The sequence below is a fragment of the Phenylobacterium sp. genome, from assembly GCF_036264965.1.
Lineage (GTDB): Bacteria > Pseudomonadota > Alphaproteobacteria > Caulobacterales > Caulobacteraceae > Phenylobacterium.
Map to the genome: position 1 here is coordinate 1 of NZ_DATAPY010000025.1, position 13,600 is coordinate 13,600.

16 protein-coding genes are annotated in these 13,600 nt (G+C 69.3%); 6 read left to right on the forward strand and 10 right to left on the reverse strand.

Going from position 1 to position 13,600, the window contains the following annotated elements:
* From VHS75_RS03075 to mutM, 5 genes are all read right to left on the reverse strand, one after another.
* The coding region (locus VHS75_RS03075) for a DnaA ATPase domain-containing protein (RefSeq protein WP_414694241.1) at positions 1–600 on the reverse strand (600 nt) is incomplete at its 3' end.
* 437 nt (positions 601–1,037) lie between these two features.
* A complete protein-coding gene (rpsT, locus tag VHS75_RS03080; RefSeq protein WP_329637137.1) occupies positions 1,038–1,307 on the reverse strand; it encodes a 30S ribosomal protein S20 in 270 nt (89 codons plus the stop codon).
* Between the two features lie 113 nt (positions 1,308–1,420).
* Entirely contained in the window at positions 1,421–2,203 is a 783-nt protein-coding gene (locus VHS75_RS03085; RefSeq protein WP_329637138.1) for an enoyl-CoA hydratase, read from the reverse strand.
* Positions 2,204–2,232: 29 nt separating this feature from the next.
* Positions 2,233–3,099 carry a TraB/GumN family protein gene (locus VHS75_RS03090; RefSeq protein WP_329637139.1) on the reverse strand — a complete coding sequence of 289 codons (867 nt, stop codon included), beginning with the start codon at positions 3,097–3,099 and terminating at the stop codon, positions 2,233–2,235.
* 8 nt (positions 3,100–3,107) lie between these two features.
* The gene (gene mutM, locus VHS75_RS03095) at positions 3,108–3,971 is read right to left on the reverse strand and encodes a bifunctional DNA-formamidopyrimidine glycosylase/DNA-(apurinic or apyrimidinic site) lyase (RefSeq protein ID WP_329637140.1); all 864 of its coding nucleotides are present in this window, start codon (positions 3,969–3,971) and stop codon (positions 3,108–3,110) included.
* Positions 3,972–4,070: 99 nt separating this feature from the next.
* On the opposite strand from mutM, the gene VHS75_RS03100 reads away from it, so the two are divergent.
* The gene (locus tag VHS75_RS03100; protein WP_329637141.1) at positions 4,071–4,829 is read left to right on the forward strand and encodes a class I SAM-dependent methyltransferase; all 759 of its coding nucleotides are present in this window, start codon (positions 4,071–4,073) and stop codon (positions 4,827–4,829) included.
* Positions 4,830–4,850: 21 nt separating this feature from the next.
* Positions 4,851–6,371 carry a 2-polyprenylphenol 6-hydroxylase gene (gene ubiB, locus VHS75_RS03105; protein ID WP_329637142.1) on the forward strand — a complete coding sequence of 507 codons (1,521 nt, stop codon included), beginning with the start codon at positions 4,851–4,853 and terminating at the stop codon, positions 6,369–6,371.
* A gap of 182 nt (positions 6,372–6,553) precedes the next feature.
* Here ubiB and VHS75_RS03110 read toward each other — a convergent pair whose 3' ends face one another.
* Together VHS75_RS03110 and VHS75_RS03115 are read right to left on the reverse strand one after the other, a co-directional pair.
* The gene (locus VHS75_RS03110; RefSeq protein ID WP_329637143.1) at positions 6,554–7,060 is read right to left on the reverse strand and encodes a cupin domain-containing protein; all 507 of its coding nucleotides are present in this window, start codon (positions 7,058–7,060) and stop codon (positions 6,554–6,556) included.
* 16 nt (positions 7,061–7,076) lie between these two features.
* Positions 7,077–7,631: a hypothetical protein gene (locus VHS75_RS03115; RefSeq protein WP_329637144.1), complete on the reverse strand. Its 555-nt coding sequence runs from the start codon at positions 7,629–7,631 to the stop codon at positions 7,077–7,079.
* A gap of 161 nt (positions 7,632–7,792) precedes the next feature.
* On the opposite strand from VHS75_RS03115, the gene coaBC reads away from it, so the two are divergent.
* The 4 genes from coaBC to VHS75_RS03135 are packed head-to-tail and all read left to right on the forward strand — an operon-like array spanning position 7,793 to position 10,594.
* Complete coding sequence (coaBC, locus tag VHS75_RS03120) at positions 7,793–8,983, forward strand: bifunctional phosphopantothenoylcysteine decarboxylase/phosphopantothenate--cysteine ligase CoaBC (RefSeq protein WP_329637145.1); 1,191 nt, start codon at positions 7,793–7,795, stop codon at positions 8,981–8,983.
* Positions 8,980–9,432, forward strand: coding sequence for a dUTP diphosphatase (dut, locus tag VHS75_RS03125; protein WP_329637146.1), 453 nt, complete (start codon positions 8,980–8,982; stop codon positions 9,430–9,432). Before coaBC ends, dut begins: the two co-directional genes overlap by 4 nt.
* Before the next feature lie 26 nt (positions 9,433–9,458).
* Complete coding sequence (locus VHS75_RS03130) at positions 9,459–10,067, forward strand: hypothetical protein (RefSeq protein WP_329637147.1); 609 nt, start codon at positions 9,459–9,461, stop codon at positions 10,065–10,067.
* Entirely contained in the window at positions 10,064–10,594 is a 531-nt protein-coding gene (locus VHS75_RS03135; protein WP_329637148.1) for a GNAT family protein, read from the forward strand. The genes VHS75_RS03130 and VHS75_RS03135 overlap by 4 nt, the downstream gene beginning before the upstream one ends.
* Here VHS75_RS03135 and VHS75_RS03140 read toward each other — a convergent pair.
* The 3 genes from VHS75_RS03140 to VHS75_RS03150 form a co-directional block, all read right to left on the reverse strand.
* Positions 10,591–12,039 (reverse strand): amidase family protein, encoded by a 1,449-nt coding sequence (locus VHS75_RS03140; protein ID WP_329637149.1) that lies wholly within the window; start codon positions 12,037–12,039, stop codon positions 10,591–10,593. The genes VHS75_RS03135 and VHS75_RS03140 overlap by 4 nt on opposite strands.
* Before the next feature lie 9 nt (positions 12,040–12,048).
* Entirely contained in the window at positions 12,049–12,810 is a 762-nt protein-coding gene (dapB, locus tag VHS75_RS03145; protein WP_329637179.1) for a 4-hydroxy-tetrahydrodipicolinate reductase, read from the reverse strand.
* Between the two features lie 123 nt (positions 12,811–12,933).
* A complete protein-coding gene (locus VHS75_RS03150; RefSeq protein WP_329637150.1) occupies positions 12,934–13,593 on the reverse strand; it encodes a glutathione S-transferase family protein in 660 nt (219 codons plus the stop codon).
* Positions 13,594–13,600: the final 7 nt, after the last annotated feature.

Genomic DNA, 13,600 nt, shown 5'->3' on the forward strand with positions numbered 1-13,600 from the left:
CTTTTTCTCTGGCGCGGCCTGCATGGCCTCCCAGGCGATGGCGTTCAGCAGATGGGTCTTCCCGAAGCCGTAGGGGCCGTGGAACACCACCGGATTGAAGTGGCCGTCGGACCAGGCCGCCACGCGGCGCGCGACGGCGAAAGCGAATTCGTTGGAGGGTCCGGCCACGAAACTGTCGAACGAAAAGCGGTCCTGCAGGCCGAGCAGCCGGCCCAGGCGGGCCGCGGCGGGCGCAGGTTCGGCTTCCACCTCGAAGACTTCGGGCGCCGTCGAAATCTGGGCCGAAACCTGCTCTTCCGCCGCCTCCGCGAAGGCCGGCGCGGCGGCCATGAGGCCGGCGGAATCGAACTCCATGCGCGACTTCAGGTCGAGCCGGCGGCCGAGCGGGTCGTTCTGCGCCCAGAGCTCGCCGATGCGGCGCCAGGCATGTCGCGCGATCCAGTCGCGCGCCACGCCTGTGGCCGCCACCAGGCACACCTCGTCCCCGGTCTCCCGAAGCGCCGCCTGGCCCAGCCAGGAGCCGAACGTCGCCTCGCCCAGCTCGCGCTTCAAGACCACGCAGGTCTTGGTCCACACGACTCCGGCCGGTGCGCTCGCCATAGCTCCCGCAACCCCCCCGCTCATCATCTCTTTCAATCCCGTCCTGCCCACGTCACGGTTCCAGCCCCACGCACGGAATCGCGCCTTTTCTTCAACACAAACAGGCTCTTATCCGGCGAGTGCATGCACTCCGCCGGCGCCCCGTTTTGATCCGGGATCAGATCGAAGACGCCTGTAAGGGAGCTGACACTAATGGGGGGCCGGGGCCGGTCAACGGTGATTCTTCCACCCGTCGATTGATATTTTCGTTGACTCGCGCGGAGCCCTTTTCGGACCAAGGAAAACGCAGAACACCGGTCCGTGCGCGGAGCAGAATTGCCGCATGTGTCGCACCCCGTTGGGTCGCCCCAAACGCGAAAACGGCGCCCTTTTGGGCGCCGTTTGGCAGGTCGAATTCCGATCGGAGAGGCGGGGTTTCAGGCCCCGCCGGCCGTATGTCAGGCAGCCGACATTTTCTTTAGCTGGGCGGCCAGGCGCGAGACTTTCCGCGAGCCGGTGTTCTTGTGGACGACGCCCTTGGTGACGGCGCGCATCAGCTCCGACTGGGCCTTCACGAAGGCGTCCTTGGCCGCGGCGGCGTCGCCCGTGGTCAGGGCCTCGTCGAACTTGCGCAGGAAGGTGCGCACGCGCGAACGGCGGGCGGTGTTGACTTCGGTGCGGCGGGCGATCTTGCGGACCGCCTTCTTGGAGCCGGGCGTATTGGCCATTTAGGAGCTTCTCATGCGAACGCGCCCGTCGGAGCGGGCGGTGAAAATTGGAGGCGCGGATATACGGGAGGATGGGCGGCGGGTCAACGGCGCGCGAGGTCTTTTCCCGGCCCTTACTTCCCCGTGAATTTCGCCGGCCGCTTGTCGACGAAGGCTTCCATGCCTTCCTTCTGGTCCTCGAAGGCGAAGAGCGAGTGGAACAGGCGCCGTTCCATGGCCACGCCGGTCGCCAGCGTGGTCTCGAAGGCCGCGTTGACCAGTTCCTTGTTCATGGCGAGCGCTAGCGGCGATTGCGCGGCGATCTTGCCCGCCGCGGCCAGGGTTTCTTCCAAGAGCTTGTCGGCGGGGACCACGCGGGAGACCAGGCCGCCGCGTTCCGCTTCGGCGGCGTCCATCATCCGGGCTGTGAGGACCATGTCCATGGCCTTAGCCTTGCCCACCGCCCGCGGCAGGCGCTGGGTGCCGCCGATGCCGGGCATGACGCCCAGGTTGATCTCCGGCTGGCCGAACTTGGCGGTCTCGGCGGCGATGATGAAGTCGCAGAGCATGGCCAGCTCACAGCCGCCGCCCAGCGCATAGCCGGCGACCGCGGCGATCAGCGGCTTGCGGAAGCCTTCGATCCTGCGCGCGGCCGGACCGAAGAAGTCGGTGACGAACATCTGGGCGTAGGACTTGTCTGACATTTCCTTGATGTCGGCGCCGGCGGCGAACGCTCGGTCCGAGCCGGTCAGCACCACGCAGCGCACCGCCTCGTCGGCCTCGGCGACGTCGAGGGCGGCGCAGAGTTCGGTCAGGAGTTGGCTATTCAGCGCATTCAGCGCCTGCGGCCGGTTGAGACGGATCAGGGTGACGCCCGGCTGTGGGGCTTCGACGATCAAGGTTTCGTAGGTGCTCACCGGCAGGCTCCTTAACTGGCCCCGCCGCCTTAAGGCCCCGTGACCGAATAGCCAAGCGCCCGCAGCCGCGCCGGTACGCCGTCGGGTCCGATCAGATGGCCGACGCCGACCACCACGACGGTCTTGCCGTGGCCCTTCATGCGGGCGTCCAGCACCTGGGTCCAGCGGGCGTTGCGGTCGCTGACCAGGCGCTTGAAGAGCTCGGGCGAGGCCTTGCGCAGAGGCGCCAGGGCCTCGGCGTCCAAGGTCGCCAGGTCGCTGTCGATCCAGGCCTTCACCAGGACGGCGTATTCGTCTGGCTTGTCGGCCATCTCGTGCAGAGTCTCGCGCAGGGAGGCGACCTGTTCGTCGCTGGAGCCGGCCGACAGCATGCCGATCTGTTCCGCCGGCGTCTCGAAGGCCTGTCGTTTGGCCTGCGGGGCCATGGCGGAGATTATCTTTTCGACGCCGGTCGTAGCGTCCGCGCCGACCTTGCGGTAGGCGCCGCCGGCCAGGGCGATCTCCGCCAGCCAGGGCTTCAGCCGATCCAGCAGCACTGGCGAGACCTCATAGGTCGCCGCCACCTGGCTCATCAGGGCCGCGTCCTCCGGCGGCAGCAGCTTGAAGAGTGAGCCGTCGGGCGGCAGGACCCCCAGTTGCTGGGCCAGGACGGCGGTATAGGCCTCGCTCTGCGGATCAATGGGCAATTCGAACCAGAGGTCGTCGGCGGCCTTCAGCGCCTCTTCCAGCGCCGGCGGCTCCCAGTCCAGATTTGCCGGCAGGACGTGGATCGAGCCGAAGAGCACGATCTCGCTGTCCTTGTCCTTCACCACCCAGACCGGCGGCGCCGCCACCGCGGTTCCGGCGAAGCTTGCGGCCAGCGCGACGGCGGCCAGGGCGTGGCGAAGACGTTTCATGGGCGCGATTATGTCTGGCAAACGGGGCAATAGAAGGTCGAGCGCCCGGCCTGGACCTTGCGCGCTATGACACCGACGCAAGGATCGTTGAGGCACGGCTCCCCCTCGCGGTCGTAGACCCGGAAACGATGTTGGAAATAGCCCAGGGCCCCGTCGGTCTGGGCGAAGTCGCGCAGGGTCGAGCCGCCGGCGGCGATCGCCTCGGTCAGGACCGCGCGGATGTCGGTCACCAGCTTCTCCAGCCGGGCCTTCGAAATCCCGCCGGCCGCCTTGAAGGGAGAGATGCGCGCCCGGTTCAGGGCCTCGCAGACATAGATGTTGCCGAGGCCCGCCACGATCCGCTGGTCCAGCAAGAGGGTCTTCGGTCCTTGCTTGCGGCCCTTGAAAGCGGCGTGCAGTCGCCCGGCGCTGAAATCCTCGGAGAGCGGCTCCGGCCCCAGGCCCGCGAACCAAGGATGCAGGTGCAGGGTCGCGGAATTGACCAGCGCCATGTAGCCGAAGCGGCGCGGGTCGTAATAGGTGACCCGCGCGCCGGCCTCGGTCGTGAACACAATATGGGCGTGCTTGGGGTCCGGATCCGGCGCGTAGTGGAACTCGCCAGGGCGCTCCACGCCATCAGGATGGGAGATTTCGAAACGGCCGCTCATGCCCAGGTGCATCACCAGCGTGTCCTCGCGGTCGAGGCTTGCCAGCAGGTACTTCGCGCGCCGCGCCAGGCGGGTGACCGTGGCGCCGGTCAGCACCTGGACGAAATTGGGCGACAGGGGAAAGCGCAGGTCGGGGCGGCGGGCCTCGACGCGGACCAGGCGGTGCCCTTCCAGCACGGGCGCCAGGCCGCCGCGCACCGTCTCGACCTCGGGAAGCTCGGGCATGGCCCCCACTTTACAGAGCAAGAGAGGGGCTTGGCATGGCCGCGCTGTCGCGCCAAGGGCCTTGGAGCCCTGCAGCCGGGGGGCTAAGAGGCTCAGCCTATGACCGGACCTGCCGCCACCTTTGGCTTCCGCGACGTGGATGCGAGCGAAAAGCCTGGCCTGGTGCGGGGCGTCTTCGACCGCGTGGCGCGCCGCTACGACCTGATGAACGACCTGATGAGCGGCGGCGTGCACCGGCTCTGGAAGGACGCCGTCGCTGCGCGGCTGAACCCGCAGCCGGGCGAGACCATCATCGACTGCGCCGGCGGCACCGGCGACATGGCCCGCCGCTTTGCGAAGATGGCCCGCCGCGCCCAGCTCCGCCGCGGCGGCGAGGACGCGAAGATCTTCGTCATCGACTACAACGCCGAGATGGTCGCCGCCGGCCGCGACAAGGGAAGCGAGCCCGAGATCGCCTGGGCCGTGGGCGACGCGCAGCGCCTGCCGCTGCCCGACGCCAGCGCCGACGCCTATGTGATCGCCTTCGGCATACGCAACGTCACCGACATCCCCGCCGCGCTGCGCGAAGCGCGCAGGGTGCTGAGGCCCGGCGGCCGGTTCCTCTGCCTGGAGTTCTCCCGGCCGATCACCGAGGCCCTGCAGAAGGCCTATGACGCCTATTCCTTCAAGGTGATCCCGGAGATCGGCGCGCGGGTCGGCGGCGACCGCGACGCCTATCAGTACCTGGTGGAGAGCATCCGCCGGTTCCCCGATCAGCGGCGGTTCGCGGCGATGATCGGCGAGGCCGGTTTCGCACGCGTCGACTACACCAACTTCACCGGCGGGGTGGCGGCGCTGCACACCGGCCGGGCGATCTAGCGACATGGGCGCGGCCCCCCTTTGACAAAGATCGGCGCGTTCGGCCGCATGACCGCCGCGGTCTGGGTGCTGGTGCGCAACGACGCCCTACTGCCCCGCGAGCTGGACGACGCCTACCTTCCGTCGGTGGCCTTCATCGCTCGGACGCTGCGCCTGTTCGCCGGGCCCGGCGCGCGCCAGGGCCGGCCGGGCGAGCGGCTGGCGCGGGCGCTGGAAGGCACGGGCCCGGTCGCGATCAAGCTCGGCCAGGTGCTGTCGACCCGTGGCGACTTCTTCGGGCGCGAGTTCGCCGAGGACCTGTCGCGGCTGAAGGACCGGCTGCCGGCCTTCCCGACCAAGGTGGCGCGGGCCGAGGTGGAAAAAGCGCTCGGGCGCAAGATCGAGAGCCTCTACGCTGAGTTCGGCGAGCCCCTGGCGGCCGCCTCGCTCGCCCAGGCGCACGAGGCCAAGCTGCTGGACGGCCGCAAGGTCGCGGTGAAGGTGCTGCGGCCGGGGATCGAGCGGCGGGTGGCCGACGACGCCGAAAGCTTGACGCTGGCCGCGCGGCTGATCGACCGCTGGATCCCGCCCGCGCGGCGGCTGGAGCCCATCGCCTTCGCTGAGACCGTGATCCGCGCGGTCAGCCTGGAGCTGGACCTGCGCCTGGAAGCGGCCGGCGCCGACGAGCTGCGCGAGGTGATGGCCAAGGACGGCTACATGGCCGCCCCGCCGATCGTCTGGGAGGGTGTCGGCAAGCGGGTGCTGACCATGGAGTGGGCCCACGGCTGGCCGCTCTCCGATCCGGGTGCGCTCACCCAGCCCGGTCTCGACCGCCAGGCGATGGCCGACAACCTGATCCGCGCCTTCCTGTCCCAGGCCCTGGACCACGGCGTCTTCCACGCCGACCTGCACGAGGGGAACCTGTTCGCCGCCGCGCCGGCGTCGCTGACCGCCGTGGATTTCGGGATCATCGGGCGGATCGGCCCGGCCGAACGCCGCTATCTGGCGGAGATCCTCTGGGGCTTCCTGAACCGCGACTATGAGGCGGTGGCCCGCACCCACTTCGACGCCGGTTACGTCCCGGCCCACCATAGCGTCGAGGCCTTCGCCCAGGCGCTGCGGGCGGTCGGCGAGGCGGTGTTCGGCCGCCCGGCCAGCGAGGTGCCGATGAGTCGCGTGCTCTTGCAGCTCTTCGAGATCACCGCCCTCTACGAGATGCGCCTGCGGCCCGAACTGGTGCTGCTGCAGAAGACCATGATGACGGTCGAGGGCGTTGCCCGCCGCATCCTGCCCGACCACAACATCTGGTCCGCGGCCGATCCGGTCGTGCGCCGCTGGATCGCCCGCGAGCTGTCGCCGACGGCGAGGATCAAACGCTTCGCCGACGAGGCGATGGCCGCGCTGCGCAACATCGCCCGGCTGGCGGAGAGCCTTCCAGCCACGGGTGTGACGACGACCGTCGAAGCGCGCGAGACCCGCTCAGGCGGCTCGGCGCTGCTTTGGTTCGCGGCGGGCGCTGTCGTGGCCGGCGCAGCGTTCCTGGCGGCGCTCTACCTGCGCTGAGCAGATCCTCCCCCAGCGCGAAGCGCGATCAGGGGGAGATGGCGCGAAACGCCGGAGGGGGTTTCCTCCGCAACGTCAACAACAGCCGAGTCAACAACAGCCGACGTCCTGAGCGCTGGGGCGGAAACCCCCTCAGTCGGCTTCGCCGACAGCTCCCCCTGAGGGCGTGCATCTAGCGCCGCTCACGCCTCGATCTTCGTCCGCGCCATCCATTCTTCGCCGGTCAGGCGCTCGGCGGCCTCCACGTCGAACAGCTCCATCTGTCCATTCCGGAAGACCGTGGTCTTGCCGATGCTCGGCATGTCGGCGACCTCGATCGGGTCGCGGCGGCCCGCTGTAAGATAGACAAGGTCGCCCGGGCCCTTCGATTTCAGGGAATGGACCACCCCGTCGATGGGGAAGCCCACGAAGTCGCCCGGTCCGACCGGACGGCCGACGCCGTCCAGCACCATCTCGCCCGCACCCTCAACGACAAAGACGAACTCCTCCGACACCGAATGGGCGTGCGGAATGAAGCTCTCCTTGCCCGGCGGGATGCGGATCATGTGGACGCCAAGCTGGGTCATCCCCGCGAGATCGCCCAAGGGGACCATCCGCATCTCGGAGGCCGAATTGAACGGATGGCGGCGCGGGCGCACCCGGGGCCACTCGATCTGGCCCGTACGCTGGATGTGCTTGGGGTCCGCCATCACCACCTCATCTTGCCTACTCCGCGCTGTCGTCCGCGGACTTCGACCGGCGAGCCGTCCGCTGGTGCTCTTCCCGGTCCTTCTGCTTTTCCCAGTAGGCCATGCCGTCGTCCGGCTTGAACATGGTGCGCGGCGCGCCGTCCTTGCTGGCCACGGCGAACACATTGCCCTTGGGGTCGTAGTAGAGGATGTCGCCATTCTTCCGCGTCAGGGTGAGCGTGCCCTTGGGCGGGTGGCCGACGAAGGCGTGGGCCTTCTTCACATACTGGTCGACGCTCTTGGCGTCGAAGGACGCCCCGTCGCGCTCGAACTGCTTCTGCGCGCCCTCTTCAGCGGTGAACCGCCTGCTGGGCGCCCACATGGGCTTGCCGTCGTCGGTCTTGGCCACCTCGTCCTTGCGGTGGTCGACCTTGGGCGCGCCGTCGTCGTAGCTGCTCCGGCGGTCGGAGCCGTAGGACCGCTCCGGCGCGCTGGCCGAGGCCACGTCCGGTCCGGCGGCCTTCTTGCTGACCGCCGACGGGCCATTGTCGCAGGCGCTGAGCAGAGCCAGCGCCGAAATCCCTAGCGCCAAAGGCAGCGCTTTCCTTAACCCAGCCATCTTCCTTCTCCCGAGCAGGGTTCGGAACAAAGAAAGAACAACAATCTCGGGTTGTCGAGTCAAAAATTGCAGGATTTGTCGCGCGACCCCATTTGCCGTAAGTCGAACACGCGTCGACGAGGGGCCCAAACGTCTTGGACCAGAAGCGGATTCTCCTGATCGTCGGCGGTGGGATCGCCGCCTACAAGGCGCTTGAGCTCACGCGCCTGTTGCGCAAGGCCGGCGTCGGCGTGCGGCCGATCCTCACCGCCGCGGGCGCGCACTTCGTGACCCCGCTGTCGCTGTCGGCGCTCGCCGAGGACAAGGTCTATTCCGAGCTCTTCTCGCTGACCGACCAAGCCGAGATGGGCCATATCGAGCTGTCGCGCTCGGCCGACCTGGTGGTCGTGGTTCCGGCCACCGCCGACCTGATGGCCAAGGCGGCGCAGGGGCTGGCCAACGACCTGGCCTCCACCACCCTGCTGGCCACCGACAAGCCGGTGCTGATGGCGCCGGCGATGAATGTGCGCATGTGGCTGCACGCGGCCACCCAGCGGAACCTGGAGATGCTCAAGGCCGATGGCGTCAGCTTCGTCGGGCCGGACGACGGCGCCATGGCCTGCGGCGAGTTCGGCCCGGGCCGGATGGCCGAGCCGCCGGTCATCTTCGAGGCGATCATGGCCGCCCTCGGCCCTGGCGGCCGCCCGCTGACCGGCAGGCGCGCCATCGTCACCGCCGGCCCGACAGTGGAAGCCATCGACCCGGTGAGGGTGCTTACGAACCGCTCGTCGGGCAAGCAAGGCTATGCCATCGCCGGCGCTCTGGCCGCCCTGGGCGCCGAGGTGACCCTGGTCAGCGGGCCCACCGCCCTGTCTGCGCTGCCCGGCGTCATGCGGGTTGATGTGGAAAGCGCCCGCGACATGCTGGCGGCCTGCGAGGCGGCGCTCCCAGCCGATATCGCCGTCTGCGTCGCCGCGGTGGCCGACTGGCGCCCCGCCGAGGCCGGCGGCCAGAAGCTGAAGAAGGACGGGAGCGCGCCCGCCTCCCTGGCCTTGATCGAAAATCCCGACATCCTTGCCGCCCTGTCGAAGGGTGCGCGCCGTCCGAAGCTGGTGATCGGTTTCGCCGCTGAGACCCACGACGTAGAGGCCCACGCCAAGGCCAAGCTGGCCAAGAAAGGCTGCGACTGGATCGTCGCAAACGACGTCAGCGTGGCCGGGACCATGGGCGGCGACGACAACGCCATTGCCCTCGTCACCGCCGGCGGAATCGAGCGATGGGACCGGATGGCCAAGGGCGCGGTGGCGCGCAAGCTGGCCGACCGCATCGCTCAGGAGTTCCAGTGAACCCGACCGTCCCGATCACCCGCCTGCCGCACGCCGAAGGCCTGCCCCTGCCGGCCTATGAGACCGCCCAGGCCGCCGGCATGGACCTGCGCGCGGCGGTCCCGGAAGATGAGCCCTACGTGCTGCGACCCGGCTCGCGCTTCGCGACGCCCACCGGCCTCGCCTTCGCCCTGCCGCCGGGCTTCGAGGGCCAGGTGCGGCCCCGCTCGGGCCTGGCGTTCAAGCACGGGATCACCTGCCTCAATTCGCCGGGCACGGTGGACGCCGACTACCGCGGCGAGGTGAAGGTGATCCTGATCAACCTGGGCGAAGAGGACTTCGTCATCCGGCGCGGCGAGCGCATCGCCCAACTGGTGATCGCCCCGGTGGTCCAGGCCGCCTGGGCCGAGGTCGACAGCCTGGACGAAACCGTCCGTGGCGGCGGCGGGTTCGGTTCCACCGGCCGATGAGCGATGGGCCGCCCCGCAAGAAACGCTTGCCGTTCCGCTGGCTGAGCTTGGCTGAGCTGGTGGGCATCATCGCGGTCGCCATCGCCGCGCTCGGCTACTGGGACACCCACCGCGAGCGCGCCCAGACCGACCGCGAGCGGGCCGCCGAAGCCCGCGAGAAGCAGGCCGAGGCCAAGGCCGGGGCGCTGAAACTCACCTTCCTGATGACCGGCGCCCCGGAGAGCAGCGGCGAACGCCTGCGCCTGGCGACCGTCCATTCCGAGCAGGTGATCCAGACCCAGGCAGTGAGCTTCCCGAGCGAGATCCGCGGCGACGCGGTCCAGACCACCGGCAATCCCCGCATTGAGGCCGGCTGGTTCGAGGATGGCTTGGGCAAGGCGCTGCACGCCCGCGGCGACAAACGCCATCAGGGCCGAATGCCGGTGGGCGTGGCCACCAGCTTCATCGAAGACGGCCAGGAGAAGACCGACCAGGCGATCTACCGGATCGGCTATTCGACGCATCCGCGCGTCCTGCGCGCCGACAAGGTGGAGATGGAGGGCCTGTCCCTCGTCCGTCGCGGCGTGACCGGCGACCTGCAGGCCGCGGTGAACGCGATCTGGACCCATGAGAACCCGCCGCCGGCCAAGCCGTGATTGCGGCCAACGTCGCCTCAACCAACTTCGCGCTGACGCCACTCTGCGCTGCTGACCGGCAGGATCTGTTCGATCATCTCTCCGACGCGGAGACGGTGGCCTTCATGGACATCTATCCGATGGCTGACCTCGCCGGCGCGGACGAGATGATCGGTTGGGCGGACGGGCTCCTAGCTTCTGGCGACGGCATATGGTGGGCGATCCGCGACAGGACCGGCGCCTTTGTGGGCACGGGTGGCTTTGCCGGCCTGGTCAGGGAACGAGGGGCCCGCGGGGAAGTGTCCTACAACGTGGTCCGCAGCCGTTGGCGGCAGGGCGTGATGGCCGAAGTGCTGCCGGCGCTGCTCGACTACGGGTCTGGCGCGCTCGGCCTCCACAGGATCGAGGCGACGGTGACGCCGGGCAACCTCGCTTCCGCGGCGCTCCTTGATCGGTTCGGCTTTCAGCGTGAGGCGACCCTGCGGGACTACGGCTTCTGGAAGGGCCGCTACTGGGACCAATGGCTCTACGCGAGGCTCGCGCCCTAGATCGGCGGCGGCGCGAAACCGCGGATGTTTTCGTCAATGGCCTGGGCGAGCGCCAGGGTCTTGCCGTCGCCGCTCAGGGGTCCGATCAGCTGGGCGCCCACCGGCAGGCCGGCCGCCGACTTGCCGACCGGAATGGCCGTCGCCGGCAGGTGCAGGGCGGTGGCCAGCGAAATCCAGTTGAGCATCGACGCGTAGGGAATGACGGAGCCGTCCGACGCGGCCAGCCGACGGCGTGCGAACGGCCGGTGGTCGTGCGGGAAGGCCACCACCGGGGCGATGGGCGCCAGGATCGCGTCGAAGCGGCCGAACACCTCGCCGATCTCGTTGCGCAGCCGGTTGCGCACGGCGTCGGCGGCCAACCACTCGCGGTGCGTCGCGGTATAGGCCAGCGTCATGGCCGCGGCGGAGGTCGGCCCGGCCCCGCGCGACAGCTGCCAGCGGGAGATGCCGCGCATGCGCTCCATGACCCGGATGGTCGCGTCCGGCATGTCCTCGCCGATGACGGACCCCAGCAAGGTCTGGTAGGCGCTCATCAGGGTCGGCATGTGCAGCGGCGAGGAAATTGGCGTCACCTCGGCGCCGGCGGCCTTCAGATCCTCGGCAAAGGTCTCGATCGTGGCGCGCACCTCGGGGTCCAGCGGGAAGCTGGGCTCGTCCAGCCAGAGCGCGATCTTGGCGGACTTCAGGTCGGCGGCCGCCGCGCGGGCGGCCAGAGGACCGCCGCCAACGAGGATCGACAGCAGCAGGCGCAGGTCGCGGGCCGAGCGGGCCATCGGCCCGACCACGTTCAGGTCCCGCTCGCTCCAGGACCCGGGCGTCGGCGGTACCTGGCCGCGCTGGTTCACTAGGCCCCAGGTGGGCTTGTGGCTGTAGACCCCACAGAAGCTGACCGGCACGCGCAGCGACCCGCCGATGTCGGAGCCGATCTCCAGCGCCGTGACGCCCGCTGCGAGCGCCGTCGCCGCGCCGCCGGAAGAGCCGCCGCAGGTCCGGCTCTCGTCCCAGGGATTGTTGGTGGTCCCGTAGAGCTTGTTGAAGGTCTGCCAGTCGCCGGCCAGCACCGGGGTGTTGGTCTTGCCCCAGATCACAGCGTCTTCGTGTTTGGCGAGCCTGACTGCACCGGCGTCCTCGGCCTGGCGCTGCCGGTAGTGCTTGAGGCCCGAGGAGGCGGGCATGCCGACCACGTCGAAGGTGTCCTTCACGGTCATCGGCAGGCCGGCCAGCAGGCCCAGGGTTTCCTTCTTGGCCCGCATCTCGTCGAGCGCGCGGGCGTGCTGCAGGGCGCGTTCGAGATCGACGGCGACCACGGCGTTCAGCCGCTTGTGGGTCTGTTCGTGTCGGGTCAGCGCGGCCTTCAGCAGCTCGGCGGCCGAGACCTTCTTCTTGGCCAGCGCCGCGATCTGGCCCGTGGCGTCGAGGCTCAGGAAGTCGTCGTCATCCACCATGGTTCGCGCCTAGCCGGAAAAGCCCAGGACGTCGCGCATGTCGTACTCGCCCGGCGGACGACCGGCGACCCAGCGGGCGGCGACCACGGCGCCGCGGGCGAACAGTCCCCGGTCGCGGGCGGAATGCGAGAGCGTCAGGATCTCGTCGTCGGCGGCGAAGGTGACGCTGTGCTCGCCGATCACGTCGCCGCCGCGCATCACCGAAAAGCCGATCTCGCCGGCGGGCCTGGGACCGGTGATCCCGTCGCGGGCATGCCGGGCGACCTTGCCGAGTTCGACGTTACGGCCCCGCGCGGCCGCCTCGCCCAGCATCAGGGCGGTGCCCGACGGCGCGTCGATCTTGCGCCGGTGGTGGGCCTCGAAGATCTCGAGGTCGTAGTCGTCCGGTCCCAGCCGGCGGGCGGCTTCCTCGACCAGACCCATCAGCATGTTGACGCCCAGCGAGAAGTTGCCGGCGCGGACGATGGCGAGCTTTTTCGACGCCTCGGCGATGGCCGTGATCTGCGCCGCGTCGAAGCCGGTTGAGCCGATCACCAGGGCCGGGCCGCCGCGCGCCGCGCAGGCTTCGGCCAGGGCGACGGAGGCGGCCGGGTTGGTGAAGTCGATGACCACGTCGGCTTCGGCCAGGGCGGCGTCCTGGCTCATCAAGCCCGCGCCCTCCGCGTCCGGACGGTCGAAGCCGGCGGCCAGGGAGAGGCCGGGCTCCTTCTCCGCGGCCTTGGAAACCGCCTGGCCCATCCGGCCGAGCGCGCCGGCGACGGCGATCCTGATCGGGGCCCCATAAGTGGCGAGAGTGGGCAGCGGCTTTCCTCCGGCGTCGCGAACGGTTGCTAGTCTCGCGAGCCGGAGGGTCGGGTCAATGGCCAGTTTGGCCGCCTCGACATCGAGCGGGGCTCAGGCGGCCGCAGTCTCCAGCAACCGGTCCCAGGCGGTGTTCTGGACGCTGGGCCGGGCGGCCATGCGTTCCATCCAGCCCAGCAGCGGCGAGCCCGCCAGCATGTCGGCCCCCTCGGGCGTCTGGCCCAGGAACTCGAAATGGCCATAGGCGAAGAGGTCGGCCAGCGACACCGCGTCGCCCGCGAAATAGGCCTGACCGCCCAGAATGCCCTCCAGGGCCGCCACGCAGGTCCGCGCCATCGGGACGGACTCGGTGACCTTCGCCTCGTCCGGCGTCATGCCGAACTTGGGCTTCACGATCCGGTTGAAGCCGATGCCGGAGGTGATCGAAGGCATGACGTACCAGTCGACGATGTTCATCACCTGGTTCATGTGCGCCCGGGCTCGCGGGTCGGCCGGCGTCAGGCTGGGGCCGTCGAACACCTGGTCGATATAGCGGGCGATCGCCTGGCATTCGTAGAGCACGAAGTCGCCATGCTCGATGGTCGGGATGCGGCCGAACGGGTTGCGAGCGAGATATTCCGGCGTCTTGTGGGCGCCGTCTCCGAAGGTCATGGCGGCCAGGCGATAGGGCGCGCCCTTCTCTTCGCAGACCAGCAGGGGTTTGCGGACATAGGGGCTGCCGGGAATGCCGTGGACGATGATCGGGTCGGACATGGGAGGT

What these genes read in the sequence shown, in the direction of transcription:
- VHS75_RS03090 (WP_329637139.1), bottom strand. Translation starts at nt 3,099, where the DNA reads ATGAAACGTCTTCGCCACGCCCTGGCCGCCGTCGCGCTGGCCGCAAGC.
- rpsT (WP_329637137.1), bottom strand. Translation starts at nt 1,307, where the DNA reads ATGGCCAATACGCCCGGCTCCAAGAAGGCGGTCCGCAAGATCGCCCGC.
- VHS75_RS03100 (WP_329637141.1), top strand. Translation starts at nt 4,071, where the DNA reads ATGACCGGACCTGCCGCCACCTTTGGCTTCCGCGACGTGGATGCGAGC.
- VHS75_RS03140 (WP_329637149.1), bottom strand. Translation starts at nt 12,039, where the DNA reads ATGGTGGATGACGACGACTTCCTGAGCCTCGACGCCACGGGCCAGATC.
- VHS75_RS03150 (WP_329637150.1), bottom strand. Translation starts at nt 13,593, where the DNA reads ATGTCCGACCCGATCATCGTCCACGGCATTCCCGGCAGCCCCTATGTC.
- VHS75_RS03110 (WP_329637143.1), bottom strand. Translation starts at nt 7,060, where the DNA reads ATGGCGGACCCCAAGCACATCCAGCGTACGGGCCAGATCGAGTGGCCC.
- mutM (WP_329637140.1), bottom strand. Translation starts at nt 3,971, where the DNA reads ATGCCCGAGCTTCCCGAGGTCGAGACGGTGCGCGGCGGCCTGGCGCCC.